Origin of the sequence: Micromonospora sp. NPDC047134, from assembly GCF_040643455.1 — a bacterium.
GTDB lineage: Bacteria > Actinomycetota > Actinomycetes > Mycobacteriales > Micromonosporaceae > Micromonospora.
On the sequence record NZ_JBEYUI010000004.1, the window covers coordinates 353,650 to 367,077 of the forward strand.

The following is a 13,428-nucleotide window of genomic DNA, read 5'->3' on the forward strand; positions in this document are numbered from 1 at the left end:
GTCGTTGATCAGATAAGAAGGTGCCGAGGCGGCATGGTCGGCTCGGGAGGGCCCTGACGGCGTCCGGTCAGCCTGGTGTCCCGCCGGTGGTGACCGGACGCCGCGACTCAGGCGACGAGCCCCTCGATGGCCGGTTGATGGACCAGGTCGAGTGCGGACTCCACCACCGCCACGAAATCCTCCGCAGCGCGGAGCAGATCGTCGGCCTCCCGGGCGGTGACCACCCGGGGTATGCCGGCCTCGGCGGCGGCCCGCTTGCCGGCGGCCAGGGCGAAGTAGGTGGCCCACTCGTGCAGCTCGGGGGCGACACCGGCGAGCAGGACCCAGACACTGGTGATCCGGCTACGGCGGGTCGGCGCGGGGCGGGCCCGGGCGGCGAGCACCGCGGCGGCGGCACGCAGGGCCGCCAGGTGGGCGGTGGCGTACCGGAGACCCTCGGGGCTCGTCCGGGCGGCTTCGGCGAGCCCTTGCCGAGCCACCGCCAGTAGTTGGGCGGGGGTGCGGTGTGGCAACACGTGCGCGGGCACCGTCGGCACCTGGGCCGGGCTGGTCGGCATGTCACTCCTCCAGGCGGACCGGGGCGGGCGACCGCGCGGCGGAGGAGTTCCGTCGGCGCGGGGCACCCGCAGCGGGCGGTGCGGAGGAAGACGCACCAGATGGGGTGGCCGGCCGGGTGTGGAGCTTCCCCACACCACACCCGGCCGGCGTACCGGCGGGTCCGTCGTCCGCCGCCCGGGGGTCGTGGGCGGCGGACGACGGTCCTGCCTGATGGGTCCGGACTCGCGACTGCCCGAAGCCCGGTGCGGTCCGCGGTACCGCACCTCTCAGGGTCGGGTGCCGCGAAACACCCACCCCGAGGAGGGTTGGAACGAACGTTCGACTCAATCGAACACTCGTTCTAACTGCTGCTGACAGTACACCCTCCCCCCGACGAAAATGCAACGTGTGACGCGCCGACCTGTCCGGCCACCGGATGCACCCTGGCCGGCTGCACCGTCTGGACGGGTACCGGGAAGAATGGCGGGATGCAGTCACACCCGAATGTCCGGGCCGTGCAGGACGCCCTCGACGCCGCCCAGGCGCGCAACGGTTCCGACGCCCCGGCCACGGTCCGCCTGTTGCCCGACGCCGTGCACACCGCCGCAGCCGCCGCCGAGGCGCTCGGCGTCGACGTGGGCGCCATCGCCAACTCCCTCGTCTTCGACGCCGACGGGGCACCGCTGCTGGTGCTGACCTCCGGCGCGCACCGGGTGGACACCACCGGTTTGGCCGCCCGGTTCGGCATCACCCGGCTGCGCCGGGCCACGCCGCAGTTCGTCAAGGAGCACACCGGCCAGGTGATCGGCGGGGTCGCCCCGGTGGGCCATCCGCAGCCGCTGCGCACCCTGGTGGACAACGCCCTGGACAAGTACGACGAGATCTGGGCCGCCGGTGGCGTACCCCAGGCGGTCTTCCCCAGCACGTACGCCGAACTGTTGCGGATCACCGGCGGCACCCCGACCGACGTGGCGTGAACGAGCGCGGCGGCGTGAACGGGCCGGAGCAGGTCCCCCAGCTGGTCACTCTGCACGTGTGGCGGATCCCGCGTACCGCCGTGGGTCGGGCGCTGCTGCGGATGGCGCGGGACCCGCGCCGGTTGCGCGCCCTGCCCGGCGTACGGTTCGGCAAGCTGCTCGGCACCGGGACCGGCACCGGCTTCGGGCCGGGCGACGCCGACCCGACCCGCTGGGCGGCGTTGACGGTGTGGGACTCCCCTCTCGCGGCCACCCGGTTCGCCGACTCACCGGTGGGCCGGGCCTGGTCCGACATCGCCACCGCCGGTGTCCGGCTCGACCTGCGGCCGCTGAGCAGCCGGGGTGAGTGGTCCGGTCGGCGGCCCTTCGGCGAGCCGGCCGGTGGCCGGGTGACCGGGCCGGTGCTGGCCCTGACCCGGGCCCGGTTGCGACCCACCCGCGCCCTCACCTTCTGGCGGGCGGTCCCCCCGGTGGCCGCCGCCCTGCACGCCGCCCCCGGCCTGCTGGCCCGCTTCGGTGTCGGTGAGGCGCCGCTGGGCTGGCAGGGCACGGTGAGCGTGTGGCGCGATCCGGCGGACCTGGTGGGGTTCGCGTACCGTCACCCGCAGCACCGGGCCGCGATCACCCGGACGGAGACCGCGCGATGGTACGCGGAGGAACTCTTCGCCCGGTTCGAGGTGCGTGACGTGATCGGTGACCGGACGGTACTGGGGTGGGTCGACGCAGACCCGGCGAAGGGTGGACGGGCATGAGATTGGTGCGGTGGACACCGGACGATCTCCTCCGGCGACTGGACGACGTGGTGACCGTCTACGGCGACGCCATGGGCTACCGCGCCGACCTGCTGGCGGGCCGACGCGGTTACATCGCCACCCACGTACGCCGGCCCGGTTTCCGCGCCGTGGCCAGCCTGACCGCGGAGGGTCACCTGGCCGGGTTCGGGTACGGCTACACCGGCAGCGCCGGCCAGTGGTGGCACGACCAGGTCTGGCGGGCCCTCGACCCGGCCGCCCGCCGACGCTGGCTCACCGACTGCTTCGAGGTGGTCGAGTTGCACGTGAGCCCACCGGCACAGGGGCATGGTCTGGGGGCCGGGCAGTTGCGGGCCCTGCTGACCCTGGCCGAGGGGGCGACCACCCTGCTGTCCACTCCGGAGGCCGACGAGCAGACCTCCCGGGCCTGGCGGTTGTACCGCCGGTTCGGCTTCGTCGACCTGCTGCGCGACTTCCGCTTTCCCGGCGACGAGCGCCCGTTCGGGGTGCTCGGCCGGGATCTGCCCCTGGCCGCCGAGCAGCCACCCGTACGGCCATGACCGCAGTCGCACCGACCCGCTCCCTGCGGGCGGTCTACCCCTGGGTGCTGCTGGCCCTGCTGGTGCTGGCGCAGATCTGCTACCCGCTGACCGAGGGGTCGACCCGGGCCCGGCTGACCGTGGCCACCGTCGTGCTCGGCTACCTGCTCTCGGTCGGGCACGCCCTGCTCAGCCGGGGACCCCGTACCGCTTTGGCGCTCGTCGCCCTGGCCACCGGCGGCGGTTTCGCCATCGAGGCCCTGGGGGTGGCCACCGGCTTCCCCTTCGGCAGCTACGACTACTCCGGCCAACTCGGACCGAAACTGGCCGGGGTGCCACTGATCATCCCGCTGGCCTGGACCTGGATGTCCTGGCCTGCCTGGCTGGTGGCGACCCGAATCATCGGCGGCACGGCACCCGGGTGGTGGCGGTGGCCGACGCGAATCGGGCTGGCCACCCTGGGGCTGGCCACCTGGGACCTCTTCCTCGATCCCCAGATGGTCGCCGAGGGGCACTGGGTGTGGCGCGACGCCACCCCGGCGCTGCCCGGACTGGCCGGCATCCCGGTCAGCAACTACCTGGGTTGGCTGCTGTTCGCGGTGCTGGTGATGACCGCCCTGCGTCCGCTGGCCGGGTCCGCCGTGCTCGACACGGACACCCGCGACCGACCGATGTACGCCCTCTACCTGTGGACGTACGCCTCCAGTGTGCTGGCCCACGCGGTCTTCCTGGACCTGCCCGCCTCCGCCCTGTGGGGCGGTGTCGGCATGGCGGTGATCGCGGTGCCCCTGGCGGTGACGCTGCTGCGCAGCCGCCGGACCGGCGACGACCATGCCGGCGCGGAGCGCACCCGGGCCGACGTCACGGCATGACCGGGCCGCTCGTCGTACTGCTCCTCGTCGTCATGTTGACCGGGCACACCCTGGTCAACGCCGGCCGGTGGCTGCGTCGCCCGACCGACCGGCCGGTGCAGACCGGCGAACGGGTGAGCGTGCTGCTGCCGCTGCGCGACGAGGCCGACCGGGTAACCCCCTGCCTGCGGGCGCTGCTGGCCCAGCGCGGGGTACCCGGGCTGCGGATCGTGGTGCTCGACGACGGCTCCACGGACGGCACCGCCGAGGTGGTCCGCGCCCTGGTCGGCGACGATCCCCGGGTCACCCTGCACACCGGGATCGCCCCACCACCGGGCTGGTTGGGCAAGCCACACGCCTGCTGGCAGTTGGCCGGCCACGCCGAGGAGTCGGCCGAGGTGCTGGTGTTCGTCGACGCCGACGTGGTGCTCCGCCCGTACGCCGTGGCGGCGGCGGTCACCGAACTGCGCGCCGCCGGGGTGACCCTGCTGTCGCCGTACCCGAAGATCGTGGTGCGGACGGTGGCCGACCGGCTGGTGCAGCCGCTGTTGCAGTGGTTGTGGCTGACCTTCCTGCCGCTGCGGGCGATGGAAGGCTCGCCGCGGCCCTCCCTGGCCGCGGCCGGCGGGCAGTTCCTGGTGGTCGACCGGGCCGGCTACCTGCGGGCCGGGGGGCACGCCGCGGTCGCCGACCGGGTGCTGGAGGACATCGAGCTGGCCCGGGCGGTGAAACGCTCCGGGGGCCGGATCGCCCTGGCCGACGGCTCCCGGCTGGCCACCTGCCGGATGTACGACACCTGGCCGCAATTGCGTGACGGCTACACCAAGTCCCTGTGGGCCACCTTCGGGCATCCGCTGGCCGCCGCGCTGGTGGTAGGCCTGCTGCTCCTGCTCTACACCGCGCCGCCGCTGGTCGCCGTGGCCGCCCTGCTGGCCGGGGCACCGGCCCTGGCCGGGGTGGCCGCCCTGGCGTACCTGACCGGGGTGGTGGGACGGGTGGTCAGCGCCCGGGCCACCGGCGGGCGGGCCTGGCCCGACGCGCTGAGCCACCCCGTGTCGGTCGCGGTCCTCGGCTGGTTGACCGTACGGTCGTACCATCTGCGCAAGCGGCGGCGCCTGTCCTGGCGCGGCCGTCCGGTCGGCTAGCTCCGCCTCGGCGGGTGCGGAGCAGGGACCTCGACACGGTCAGGGGAGGACGCGGCATGGCGCGGATCGTGGTCGTCGGGGCCGGGGTGGGCGGGCTGGCCACCGCCGCCCGGCTGGCTGTCACCGGGCACCAGGTGACCGTTCTGGAGCAGGCCGACACGGTCGGCGGCAAGCTGGGACGACACACCCGCGACACCCCCTCGGGCCACTTCCACTTCGACACCGGGCCCAGCCTGCTCACCCTGCCCGAGGTCTTCCACGAGCTGTTCGAGGCCACCGGGGCGAAGCTGGACGAATACCTGGACCTGGTGCCGCTGGACCCGATCGTGCGGCACGTCTTCCCCGACGGTGCTCCGGTGCTGGACTCCTGCGCCGACCCGGCGGAGTTCACCGCCCGCATCGGCGCGGCCTTCGGTGACCGGGCCGCCGCGGACTGGCAGCGGCTGTGGCGGCGCGCCGCCCGGGTCTGGCGGGCCAGCGAACACGACATCCTGCGCCGCCGAGTCGACTCCCCCCGGGACCTGGCCCGACTGGCCTGGCGGCTGGGCGACCTGGCGGCGATCCGCCCCGGGCAGAGCCTGCGCGGACTGGGCCGGTCCCACCTGTCCGATCCTCGACTGCGGATGCTGCTGGACCGGTACGCCACCTACACCGGCGCCGATCCGCGTCGGGCCCCGGCCGCCCTGGTCGCGGTCCCCTACGCCGAACTGGCCTTCGGCGGCTGGTACCTGCGCGGCGGGCTGGGCACCCTGGCCGACGCCCTGCTGTCGCGCTGCCTGGACCTGGGGGTGGTGGTGCGTACCGGCACCACGGTCACCCGGATCGACGCCACCGGCGGTCGGGTGCACGGGGTACGCGTGGCCGACCAGCGCGCCCCGATCCCCGCCGACGTGGTGGTGGCCAATGTCGACGCCCTGACGGTCTACCGTGACCTGCTGCCGGACCCCCGCCGGTTGGCCGGGCTCACCGACCGCAGCCTGGCCGGCTTCGTGCTGCTGCTCGGCGTACGCGGGGACAGCGGGCTGGCCCACCACAACGTCTTCTTCCCGCGCGACTACGACGCCGAGTTCGACGCGGTCTTCGGCGACCCGGGTCGGGGGGTCCGGGCCCGGCCGGCCGCCGACCCGACGATCTTCGTCACGGTGGCCGACGATCCGGCGGTCCGCCCGGAGGGCCACGAGGCGTGGTTCGTGCTGGTCAACGCCGCCCGCCAGGGCACCGCCCCCGACGCGATCGACTGGCGTCGACCGGGGCTGGCGCAGGCGTACGCCGATCGGATCCTGGAGGTGCTGGCCGAGCGCGGCGTGGAGGTCCGCGACCGGCTGGTGTTCCAGGACATCCGGACCCCGGCCGACCTGGCCACCGCCACCGGCGCCCCGGGCGGCACCATCTACGGCACCGCCGGTGGCCTGCTGCGTCCGGCCAACCGGGGACCGGCGCGCGGCCTGTGGCTGGTCGGCGGCTCCAGTCACCCGGGCGGCGGCCTGCCGATGGTGACCCTGTCCGCCCAGATCGTCGCCGATGCCATCGGCCCCGCCTGGTAGGTGCAAGGAAGGGCACCTTATTAACGCCTCGGGTAGAGGAAGGGCCCCTTGTTAACACTCCGGGAGGCGGTCAGTCGGCGTCGATCAACGCCCGACGTACCGCGGAGAGCAGTTGCCCCAGCCCGAAGGCGGCCAGCAGCACCCACACCGCGGTCGCCATGGTGATGGTGCCGGCCGCCAGATCCGGCTGAATCAGCCCGGTCAGGCCGGCCAGCAGCAGCCCCACCAGGGCCACGCAGACCCGGGTGGGCCGCTCCCCCACCGTCACCGCGCCGATCTCCCGCATCCCGGCGGCGACCGCCCTGGCCCGGACGTACTCGTGCAGCCAGGACAGCGCGCCGGCCGCGACGACCAGCGCACCCGGCGCACCGACCAGCCAGAACGCCGCCAGCCAGGCGACCTCACCGATCCGGTCGGCCAGCGAGTCGTAGACATAGCCGAGCCGGGTCGTGCGCCCGGTGGCCACCGCCACCGCCCCGTCGACACTGTCGGCCACCGAGGCGAGCAACACGAACAGGGCGCCGAGGAACGGACCGTCACCGGGACGGACCGCGAACAACGGCACACAGAGGCAGAGGAGTACGCCGACCGCCGTCACCGCGGTCGGACCGACCCGCAGCCGGCCCAGCAGAAACCCGAGATGGTACGACAGACGCAGCCAACCGCGTACCACCGGCGTGGCGGCACGGGGGTCGAACCCACCGTGCAGTCGGGCCCACGCGGTGGCGTACTCGTTCCAGTTCAGCTGTCTGCCCACCACGGTTCAACCGTCGCGGCGGCGCTGAGGTATCGCGCCGTCGAGCTCACTTCGAGGCGCCCACCCGCAGGTTCTGCCAGATCTCCCGGGTCGCCGTGGACCGGTTGAAGGTGATGAAGTGGATGCCCGGAACACCCTCGGCGAGCAGCCGCTGACACATCTCGCTGGTCTGCTCGATGCCGAGCCGGCGGACCGCCTCCGGGTCGTCGGCGACCCGCTCGAACCGCTCGGCCAGCGCCGGCGGGAAGGGGGCCCCAGACAGTTGCACGGAGCGTTCGATCGTGCCGATGCGGATCACCGGCATCACCCCGGCCAGGATGGGGGTGTCACAGCCGGCGGCGGCTACCCGGTCCCGCAGGCGGAGATACTCCTCGGCGTCGAAGAACATCTGGGTGATGGCGAAATCGGCACCGGCCCGACACTTGCGGACGAAGTGCTCGGTGTCCGTGGCGATGTCCGGCGAACGCGGATGCCGGTACGGGAAGGCGGCCACCCCGACACTGAAGTCGCCCGAGCGGCGTACCAGGCGGACGAGATCCTCGGCGTAGTCGACACCCTCGGGGTGCCGGACCCACTCGCCGGTCGGGTCACCGGGCGGGTCACCCCGCACGGCCAGCACGTTGCGCACCCCGACACCGGCCAGTCGCCCGATCACGTGCCGCAGCTCGGCCACCGAGTGGTTGACCGCGGTCAGGTGAGCCATCGGCAGCAGGGTGGTCTCGGTGGCCACCCGTTCGGTGACCGAGACAGTGGTGTCCCGCGTGGTGCCGCCGGCACCGTAGGTGATCGAGACGAACGAGGGCCGCAACGGCTCCAGCTCGCGGATCGCCTGCCAGAGCTGCCGCTCGCCCTCCGCCGTCTTCGGCGGCATGAACTCGAAGGAGAAGGTCGGCTGGCAGTCACGGACCAGCTCCCCGATCGCTGGTTGCGGATTCGGGAGGACCGAGGGTAGACCGAGCGCCACGCATCGACTCTAGCCGGAGAGTCCACGGATCCCTATCCGCTTCCCACTGCCAGGGATCACTGCCCGACCGTCCAGGCGCCCCCGGCCCAGTTCTCCGGTGTGGCCCGGGCCTGTTACCGGTCCGGGCCGGGTCCAGTTCGCCGGACGGGAAAACGTCGGACCCCTCGGATATCTGTTGTTCAGCGCGGGTGGTCTGCGGACCACAGGGGGCCGCGCGGGGGTCATGATCCACCGATGGGTGGTCCGAGTCCGGGCCGACCATCCCGCGTGTCGACCCTCCGGAGGACCGATGTTCCCGCACCCGCCCGATCCGCTGTCCGGGCCGCCACTGACCCGGTTACGGCTGGCCCGAGGGTGGAGCCAGTCCCGGCTGGCCGCCGAATTGTGCGCCGCCGCCGGGGTGCCGACCCTCAGCCGGCACGAGATCTCCCGATGGGAGCGCCAGCGGCGTACCCCCGGCCGGTTCTGGCACGGCTGGCTGGCCGCCGTGCTCGGCGTACCCTCCGATCCGCCGGCCGACCCGGGCGAGGCCGGCGGACCGGCAGCGGCGGCCGGCGACCGGGAGCGGCGACGCCGGCCCTGCCGACCGGCTTCGGCGCGCCCACCGACCCGGATCCCCCGGCGAGTCGCGACGCGCCGGAACGTGGGTGGGTCGGCGCGCCGCGACCCGACCCACTAGCGTCGGGACGTGACCCACGCTGCTCCTGTCTCTCCGGTCGACCGGGCCGGCCTCCGCCAACGGGTGGACCAGGCCCTCTCCGACTTCATCGCCGGCCGCCGATCGTGGATGACCGACCTCGATGCGGCCCTGGTGCCGGTCGCCGACGCGATCGAGGCGTTCGTGCTGGGCGGCGGCAAGCGGCTACGGCCCGCCTTCGCCTACTGGGGGTACCGAGGAGCCGGCGGAGTGGACACCGACGCGGTGGTCACCGCCCTGGCCGCCCTGGAGTTGGTCCAGGCCAGCGCCCTGATCCACGACGATCTGATGGACCGCTCGGACACCCGGCGGGGTGAGCCGGCGGTGCACCGCCGATTCGCCACCTGGCACCGCACGGCCGGCTGGGGTGGCTCTCCGGACGGCTTCGGCGACGCGGCGGCGATCCTGCTGGGCGACCTGTGCCTGGTCTGGTCCGACGAGCTGCTGCACTCCGCCGGGCTGGATCCCCGGACGGTGGCCCGGGCCCGGCCGGACTTCGACGAGATGCGTACCGAGGTCACCGTCGGGCAGTACCTCGACGTGGTGACCCAGGCCACCGGGGACACCTCGTTGGAGCGGGCCAGCAAGGTGGCCCGGTACAAGTCGGCCAAGTACACCGTCGAGCGACCCCTGCTGATCGGCGCGGCGCTGGCCGACGCCTCCGCCGACGTACGGGTCGCCTACTCGACGTACGGGCTGCCGCTGGGTGAGGCGTTCCAGTTGCGCGACGACGTCCTGGGAGTCTTCGGTGATCCCACCCAGACCGGCAAGCCGGCCGGCGACGACCTGCGCGAGGGCAAGCGGACCTACCTGGTGGCGGCGGCCCTGGAAGCGGCTGACGAGGCCGACCGGGCCGTCCTGCTCGCCGGGCTGGGCGACCCGGAGCTGGACCAGACCGGGGTGGTCCGACTACGGGACCTGATCACCTCCACCGGCGCCCTGGCCCGCACCGAGCAGCGCATCGTCACCCTCACCGACGCCGCCCTGGCCGCGTTGAGCGCCGTCGACCTGGACACCGAAGCCCGCCAGTCCCTGGTCGACCTGGCCATAGCCGCCACCCGCCGCACCGACTGACGTCCTCACCCCGCCTCCGTACGGCGAGGGCGGGGTGAGGGGTGGGGTGGGTCAGAAGCCGAGGGCCTGGGCGCGGCGTTTCACCTCGCGGGCCTGGTCGCCGGCGAGGGCGGTGGCGGGGGTTCCGCCCGGCAGGGTCGGGTCGGGCTCGTAGAGCCAGCGCAGCGCCGCCTCGTCGTCGTAGCCGGCGTCGGCCAGCAGGTTGAGCACGCCGGGCAGGTGCTTGAGCACGGTGTCGTTGGCCACCAGGTCGGTCGGGATCCGGCGGACACCGTCGCGGCGTACCGCGATCAGTTCCCGGTCCCTGATCTTCTGGTGCACCTTGCTGATCGGCAGATCGAGCCGCTCGGCGACGTCCGGCAGGGTCAGCCAGTCCATCGGCCCGGCGGGGGTGGCCCCCGGCGCGGCGTTGTCGGTGGGTACGGAGTCGGTCACCCGACCACCCTGCCACGTCCTCCCGGCACCGGGTCAACAGCCTCCCTGACCAGGATCGACCACCGTCCGTGACACCACGGCGGACCCGGGGAGGCTCGCTCGGCGGTAGCATCCTGTTCAACCTTCATCCCCCGACACATAGACTCGCTGCCGATGGACACACAGGTCGCCGACACGTTGCTGGGCTCGCTGATCGACGGGCGCTACCGCATCCGCGGTCGCGTGGCTCGTGGCGGCATGGCGACCGTGTACACCGCCACGGACGAACGACTCGAACGCATCGTGGCGGTCAAGATCATTCACTCGACATCGGGGCCGACGGACCGGGCCGGTCTGGCCAGCTTCGTCGACCGGTTCAGCGACGAGGCGAAGACCATCGCCCGGCTGACCCACCCCAACGTGGTCGCGGTCTACGACCAGGGCACCCACGCCGGGCGGCCGTACCTGGTCATGGAGTACGTCCGGGGGCGCACCCTGCGGGAGGTGCTGACCGAGCGGCGCCGACTCAACCCGGACGAGGCGCTGGCCATCACCGAGCAGATCCTGGCCGCCCTGGCCGCCGCGCACCGGGCCGGGCTGGTCCACCGCGACGTCAAGCCGGAGAACGTGCTCGTCGCCGAGGCACCCAGCGGCGGTCCGGCCAACCTGGTCGACAGCGTCGTGAAGGTCACCGACTTCGGGTTGGCGCAGGCCGTGGAGGCGAGCACCGACCACGACAGCGGCAACCAGCTGATGGCCACGGTCGCGTACGTCGCCCCGGAGCTGGTCACCACCGGCCGGGCCGACGCCCGTACGGACGTCTACTCCACCGGCATCGTGCTGTTCGAGATGCTGACCGGCCGGGTGCCGTACGACGGTGACCGGCCGATCGACATCGCCTGGCAGCATGTCGACCGGGACGTCCCCGCGCCCTCGACCCTGGTACCCGGCCTGCCCAGGGTGCTCGACGACCTGGTGGCCCGGGCCACCCGCCGTGACCCGGCTACCCGGCCGGTCGATGCCGGGGCGCTGCTGGCCGAGGTGCAGGTGGCCCGGGACGGAATCGGCAACGCCAACGCCCAGACCGCCATGCTGTCCGCAGTGGCCGACGACCCGGTGGTCGCCCAGCCCACCATGATGGTGGCGGCGGTCCGCCCCGCCGAGCGGCCCACCTGGGCCCGGCTGCCCGAGGGTGGGGCACCCGCCCGGGGACGTCGTCGGGCGGCCCCGGACGGCGACGGGAATCGGTGGGCCCAACTCGCCGAATGGCGTACCCGTCTCCTGGGCGAGTCGAACGGACGTCTCGCGGTCGCCGCCGTCGTGGTCGTCCTCGGCCTGGTGGCCGCCCTCGGCGGCTGGTGGTTCGGGGTGGGCCGCTACACCACCGCCCCGCAACTGGTCAGCATGACCAAGGCCCAGGCGGAGGCGCAGGCGGCGCAGGGCGGCTTCACCCTGAAGTACGCCGACCCGCGCCACGACGAGCAGATCCCGCGCGACGGGGTGGTGGCGCAGGAGCCCGCCTCGGCCGCCCGGATCCTCAAGGGCGGCACCATCACCCTGACCCTGTCGCTGGGGCCGGCCCGGTTCCCGATGCCCGACGTGGTGGGCAAGGAGTTCGACCTGGCCGAAACCGACCTGGTCAACGCCCAACTGAAGATCGTCAAGGGCAACGCCCGGTACGACGACAGCCTGCCCGAAGGCGTGGTGGTGGCCACCAAGCCGGAGGCCGGCAAGGAAGTCGAGCCGGGCGACGAGATCACCGTCATCCTGAGCAAGGGCCGCGCCCCGATCACGGTGCCGAACCTGGTCGGCAAGAGCCTCAACGAGGCCCGTACCCAGATCGCCCAGCTCGGCCTGGTCCTGGTGGAACCGACCTACAAGCAGTCCGACAAGCCCCGCGACGAGGTGCTCGGGCAGAGCCCGGCCGACGGCAGCGGGGTGGAGAAGGGTGCCCAGGTCCGGCTGGAGGTCAGCGAAGGTCCACCGCTGGTGGCCGTACCCCGGGTCATCGACCTGCCCTGTCAGCAGGCCAAGCAGGTGCTGGAGAGCCAGGGCTTCCCGGTGGCGGTGCAGTTCAACCCGGCGGCCGTGGCCCGGTTCCAGAACCCGCCCGAGAACACGCAGGTGGCCCCCGGCACCCAGATCACCATCGGGTGCTTCTGATGACCAGCCACCGGCCGATCGGCTCGCACACCCCCACCTCGGGTGGACTGGCGAAGGCGGCACTGCCGTACCTCGACGCCGCCGGGTCCGAGGTGGCCCAGGTGTACGTCGGCAACTCCCGGGGCTGGGCGATGCCGGCCGGTGACCCCGGGCAGGACGCCCTGTTCCGCGACGGCTGCGCCGAGCGGGGCACGGCCGTCTACATCCACGCTTCGCTGCTGGTCAACCTGGGTTCACCGACCCCGGCCACGGTCGAACGGTCCCAGCAGAGCCTGGCCCACGCCCTGCGCCGGGGCACCGCGATCGGTGCTCGCGCGGTGGTGTTCCACGCCGGCAGCGCGGTGGACGCCGGGCACGCCGAGGCGGCCATGCGGCAGGTACGCGAATCCCTGCTGCCGCTACTGGACTCGGCGGCCGACAGTGGCGGGCCGATGCTGCTGGTCGAGCCGAGCGCGGGCGGCGGCCGGTCGCTGGCCAGCCGGGTGGAGCACCTCGGCCCCTACCTCGACGCGGTGGACCGGCACCCATGGCTGGGAGTCTGCTTCGACACCTGCCACGCCTGGGCCGCCGGGCACGATCTGGCTGCCGAAGGCGGCATGACCGAGACCCTGGACACCCTGGTGGCGACCGTCGGCGCGGATCGGCTCCGGCTGGTGCACGCCAACGACTCGAAGGACCTGTGCGGCTCCACCCGGGACCGGCACGAGAACATCGGCAAGGGCAACATCGGCGAGCCCGCCTTCGCCGAACTGATGCGTCACCCCGCCACCGCCGGCGTCCCCATCCTCGTGGAAACCCCCACCACCCACCACGAAGGCCACGCCACCGACATAACCACCCTCCGCCGCCTCCTCCCCTAACACCCCCACCTCCCCCGGGTTTGCCCCGTTGATCATGAGGTTAGCGGCAGTGTTCGATCGGCGGGGTCAAGGGGTGAGTGCAATCGTTAGGTAGTGATGAGTTGGGCCAGGCGTTGGGCTGGGGTGTCCCAGCCCAACGTTTCGCGGGGTCGGG

The 13,428-nt window shown here is 73.2% G+C and carries 14 protein-coding genes; 10 read left to right on the forward strand and 4 right to left on the reverse strand.

Annotated elements, in window-relative coordinates; all coding sequences use genetic code 11:
* Window positions 1-107: 107 nt before the first annotated feature.
* Window positions 108-557: an SAV_6107 family HEPN domain-containing protein gene (locus ABZ795_RS08780; RefSeq protein ID WP_357529850.1), complete on the reverse strand. Its 450-nt coding sequence runs from the start codon at window positions 555-557 to the stop codon at window positions 108-110.
* Window positions 558-1,025: 468 nt separating this feature from the next.
* Here ABZ795_RS08780 and ABZ795_RS08785 point away from each other — a divergent pair, with 468 nt between their 5' ends.
* From ABZ795_RS08785 to crtI, 6 genes are read left to right on the forward strand one after another with little or no spacing between them, the layout of a single operon-like run.
* Window positions 1,026-1,514 carry a YbaK/EbsC family protein gene (locus ABZ795_RS08785; RefSeq protein ID WP_357529851.1) on the forward strand — a complete coding sequence of 163 codons (489 nt, stop codon included), beginning with the start codon at window positions 1,026-1,028 and terminating at the stop codon, window positions 1,512-1,514.
* Window positions 1,511-2,266, forward strand: coding sequence for a monooxygenase (locus ABZ795_RS08790; protein WP_357529852.1), 756 nt, complete (start codon window positions 1,511-1,513; stop codon window positions 2,264-2,266). The genes ABZ795_RS08785 and ABZ795_RS08790 overlap by 4 nt, the downstream gene beginning before the upstream one ends.
* The gene (locus ABZ795_RS08795; RefSeq protein WP_357529853.1) at window positions 2,263-2,826 is read left to right on the forward strand and encodes a GNAT family N-acetyltransferase; all 564 of its coding nucleotides are present in this window, start codon (window positions 2,263-2,265) and stop codon (window positions 2,824-2,826) included. Before ABZ795_RS08790 ends, ABZ795_RS08795 begins: the two co-directional genes overlap by 4 nt.
* A complete protein-coding gene (locus tag ABZ795_RS08800) occupies window positions 2,823-3,677 on the forward strand; it encodes a carotenoid biosynthesis protein (protein WP_357529854.1) in 855 nt (284 codons plus the stop codon). Before ABZ795_RS08795 ends, ABZ795_RS08800 begins: the two co-directional genes overlap by 4 nt.
* Window positions 3,674-4,801 (forward strand): glycosyltransferase family 2 protein, encoded by a 1,128-nt coding sequence (locus tag ABZ795_RS08805; RefSeq protein ID WP_357529855.1) that lies wholly within the window; start codon window positions 3,674-3,676, stop codon window positions 4,799-4,801. Before ABZ795_RS08800 ends, ABZ795_RS08805 begins: the two co-directional genes overlap by 4 nt.
* A 56-nt stretch (window positions 4,802-4,857) precedes the next feature.
* Window positions 4,858-6,345: a phytoene desaturase family protein gene (gene crtI, locus ABZ795_RS08810; protein ID WP_357529856.1), complete on the forward strand. Its 1,488-nt coding sequence runs from the start codon at window positions 4,858-4,860 to the stop codon at window positions 6,343-6,345.
* A gap of 70 nt (window positions 6,346-6,415) precedes the next feature.
* Here crtI and ABZ795_RS08815 read toward each other — a convergent pair whose 3' ends face one another.
* Both ABZ795_RS08815 and metF read right to left on the reverse strand, forming a co-directional pair.
* Complete coding sequence (locus ABZ795_RS08815; protein WP_357529857.1) at window positions 6,416-7,105, reverse strand: CDP-alcohol phosphatidyltransferase family protein; 690 nt, start codon at window positions 7,103-7,105, stop codon at window positions 6,416-6,418.
* Window positions 7,106-7,148: 43 nt separating this feature from the next.
* Window positions 7,149-8,066 carry a methylenetetrahydrofolate reductase [NAD(P)H] gene (gene metF / locus ABZ795_RS08820; RefSeq protein ID WP_357529858.1) on the reverse strand — a complete coding sequence of 306 codons (918 nt, stop codon included), beginning with the start codon at window positions 8,064-8,066 and terminating at the stop codon, window positions 7,149-7,151.
* Window positions 8,067-8,355: 289 nt separating this feature from the next.
* Here metF and ABZ795_RS08825 point away from each other — a divergent pair, with 289 nt between their 5' ends.
* A complete protein-coding gene (locus ABZ795_RS08825) occupies window positions 8,356-8,745 on the forward strand; it encodes a helix-turn-helix transcriptional regulator (RefSeq protein WP_357529859.1) in 390 nt (129 codons plus the stop codon).
* Between the two features lie 9 nt (window positions 8,746-8,754).
* Window positions 8,755-9,837, forward strand: coding sequence for a polyprenyl synthetase family protein (locus tag ABZ795_RS08830; protein WP_357529860.1), 1,083 nt, complete (start codon window positions 8,755-8,757; stop codon window positions 9,835-9,837).
* A gap of 51 nt (window positions 9,838-9,888) precedes the next feature.
* On the opposite strand, the gene ABZ795_RS08835 is transcribed toward ABZ795_RS08830, so the two are convergent.
* Window positions 9,889-10,215 carry an Rv2175c family DNA-binding protein gene (locus ABZ795_RS08835; RefSeq protein WP_357529874.1) on the reverse strand — a complete coding sequence of 109 codons (327 nt, stop codon included), beginning with the start codon at window positions 10,213-10,215 and terminating at the stop codon, window positions 9,889-9,891.
* Between the two features lie 210 nt (window positions 10,216-10,425).
* Here ABZ795_RS08835 and pknB point away from each other — a divergent pair, with 210 nt between their 5' ends.
* The gene (gene pknB / locus ABZ795_RS08840; protein WP_327024812.1) at window positions 10,426-12,414 is read left to right on the forward strand and encodes a Stk1 family PASTA domain-containing Ser/Thr kinase; all 1,989 of its coding nucleotides are present in this window, start codon (window positions 10,426-10,428) and stop codon (window positions 12,412-12,414) included.
* Entirely contained in the window at window positions 12,414-13,274 is an 861-nt protein-coding gene (locus ABZ795_RS08845) for a deoxyribonuclease IV (RefSeq protein WP_357529861.1), read from the forward strand. Before pknB ends, ABZ795_RS08845 begins: the two co-directional genes overlap by 1 nt.
* The last annotated feature ends 154 nt before the right edge of the window (window positions 13,275-13,428 follow it).

Bases quoted from the DNA above. Each gene is read 5' to 3' on its own strand.
- ABZ795_RS08780 (WP_357529850.1), bottom strand. From the start codon at position 557: ATGCCGACCAGCCCGGCCCAGGTGCCGACGGTGCCCGCGCACGTGTTG.
- ABZ795_RS08785 (WP_357529851.1), top strand. From the start codon at position 1,026: ATGCAGTCACACCCGAATGTCCGGGCCGTGCAGGACGCCCTCGACGCC.
- ABZ795_RS08795 (WP_357529853.1), top strand. From the start codon at position 2,263: ATGAGATTGGTGCGGTGGACACCGGACGATCTCCTCCGGCGACTGGAC.
- ABZ795_RS08800 (WP_357529854.1), top strand. From the start codon at position 2,823: ATGACCGCAGTCGCACCGACCCGCTCCCTGCGGGCGGTCTACCCCTGG.
- ABZ795_RS08805 (WP_357529855.1), top strand. From the start codon at position 3,674: ATGACCGGGCCGCTCGTCGTACTGCTCCTCGTCGTCATGTTGACCGGG.
- crtI (WP_357529856.1), top strand. From the start codon at position 4,858: ATGGCGCGGATCGTGGTCGTCGGGGCCGGGGTGGGCGGGCTGGCCACC.
- ABZ795_RS08825 (WP_357529859.1), top strand. From the start codon at position 8,356: ATGTTCCCGCACCCGCCCGATCCGCTGTCCGGGCCGCCACTGACCCGG.
- ABZ795_RS08835 (WP_357529874.1), bottom strand. From the start codon at position 10,215: ATGGACTGGCTGACCCTGCCGGACGTCGCCGAGCGGCTCGATCTGCCG.
- pknB (WP_327024812.1), top strand. From the start codon at position 10,426: ATGGACACACAGGTCGCCGACACGTTGCTGGGCTCGCTGATCGACGGG.
- ABZ795_RS08845 (WP_357529861.1), top strand. From the start codon at position 12,414: ATGACCAGCCACCGGCCGATCGGCTCGCACACCCCCACCTCGGGTGGA.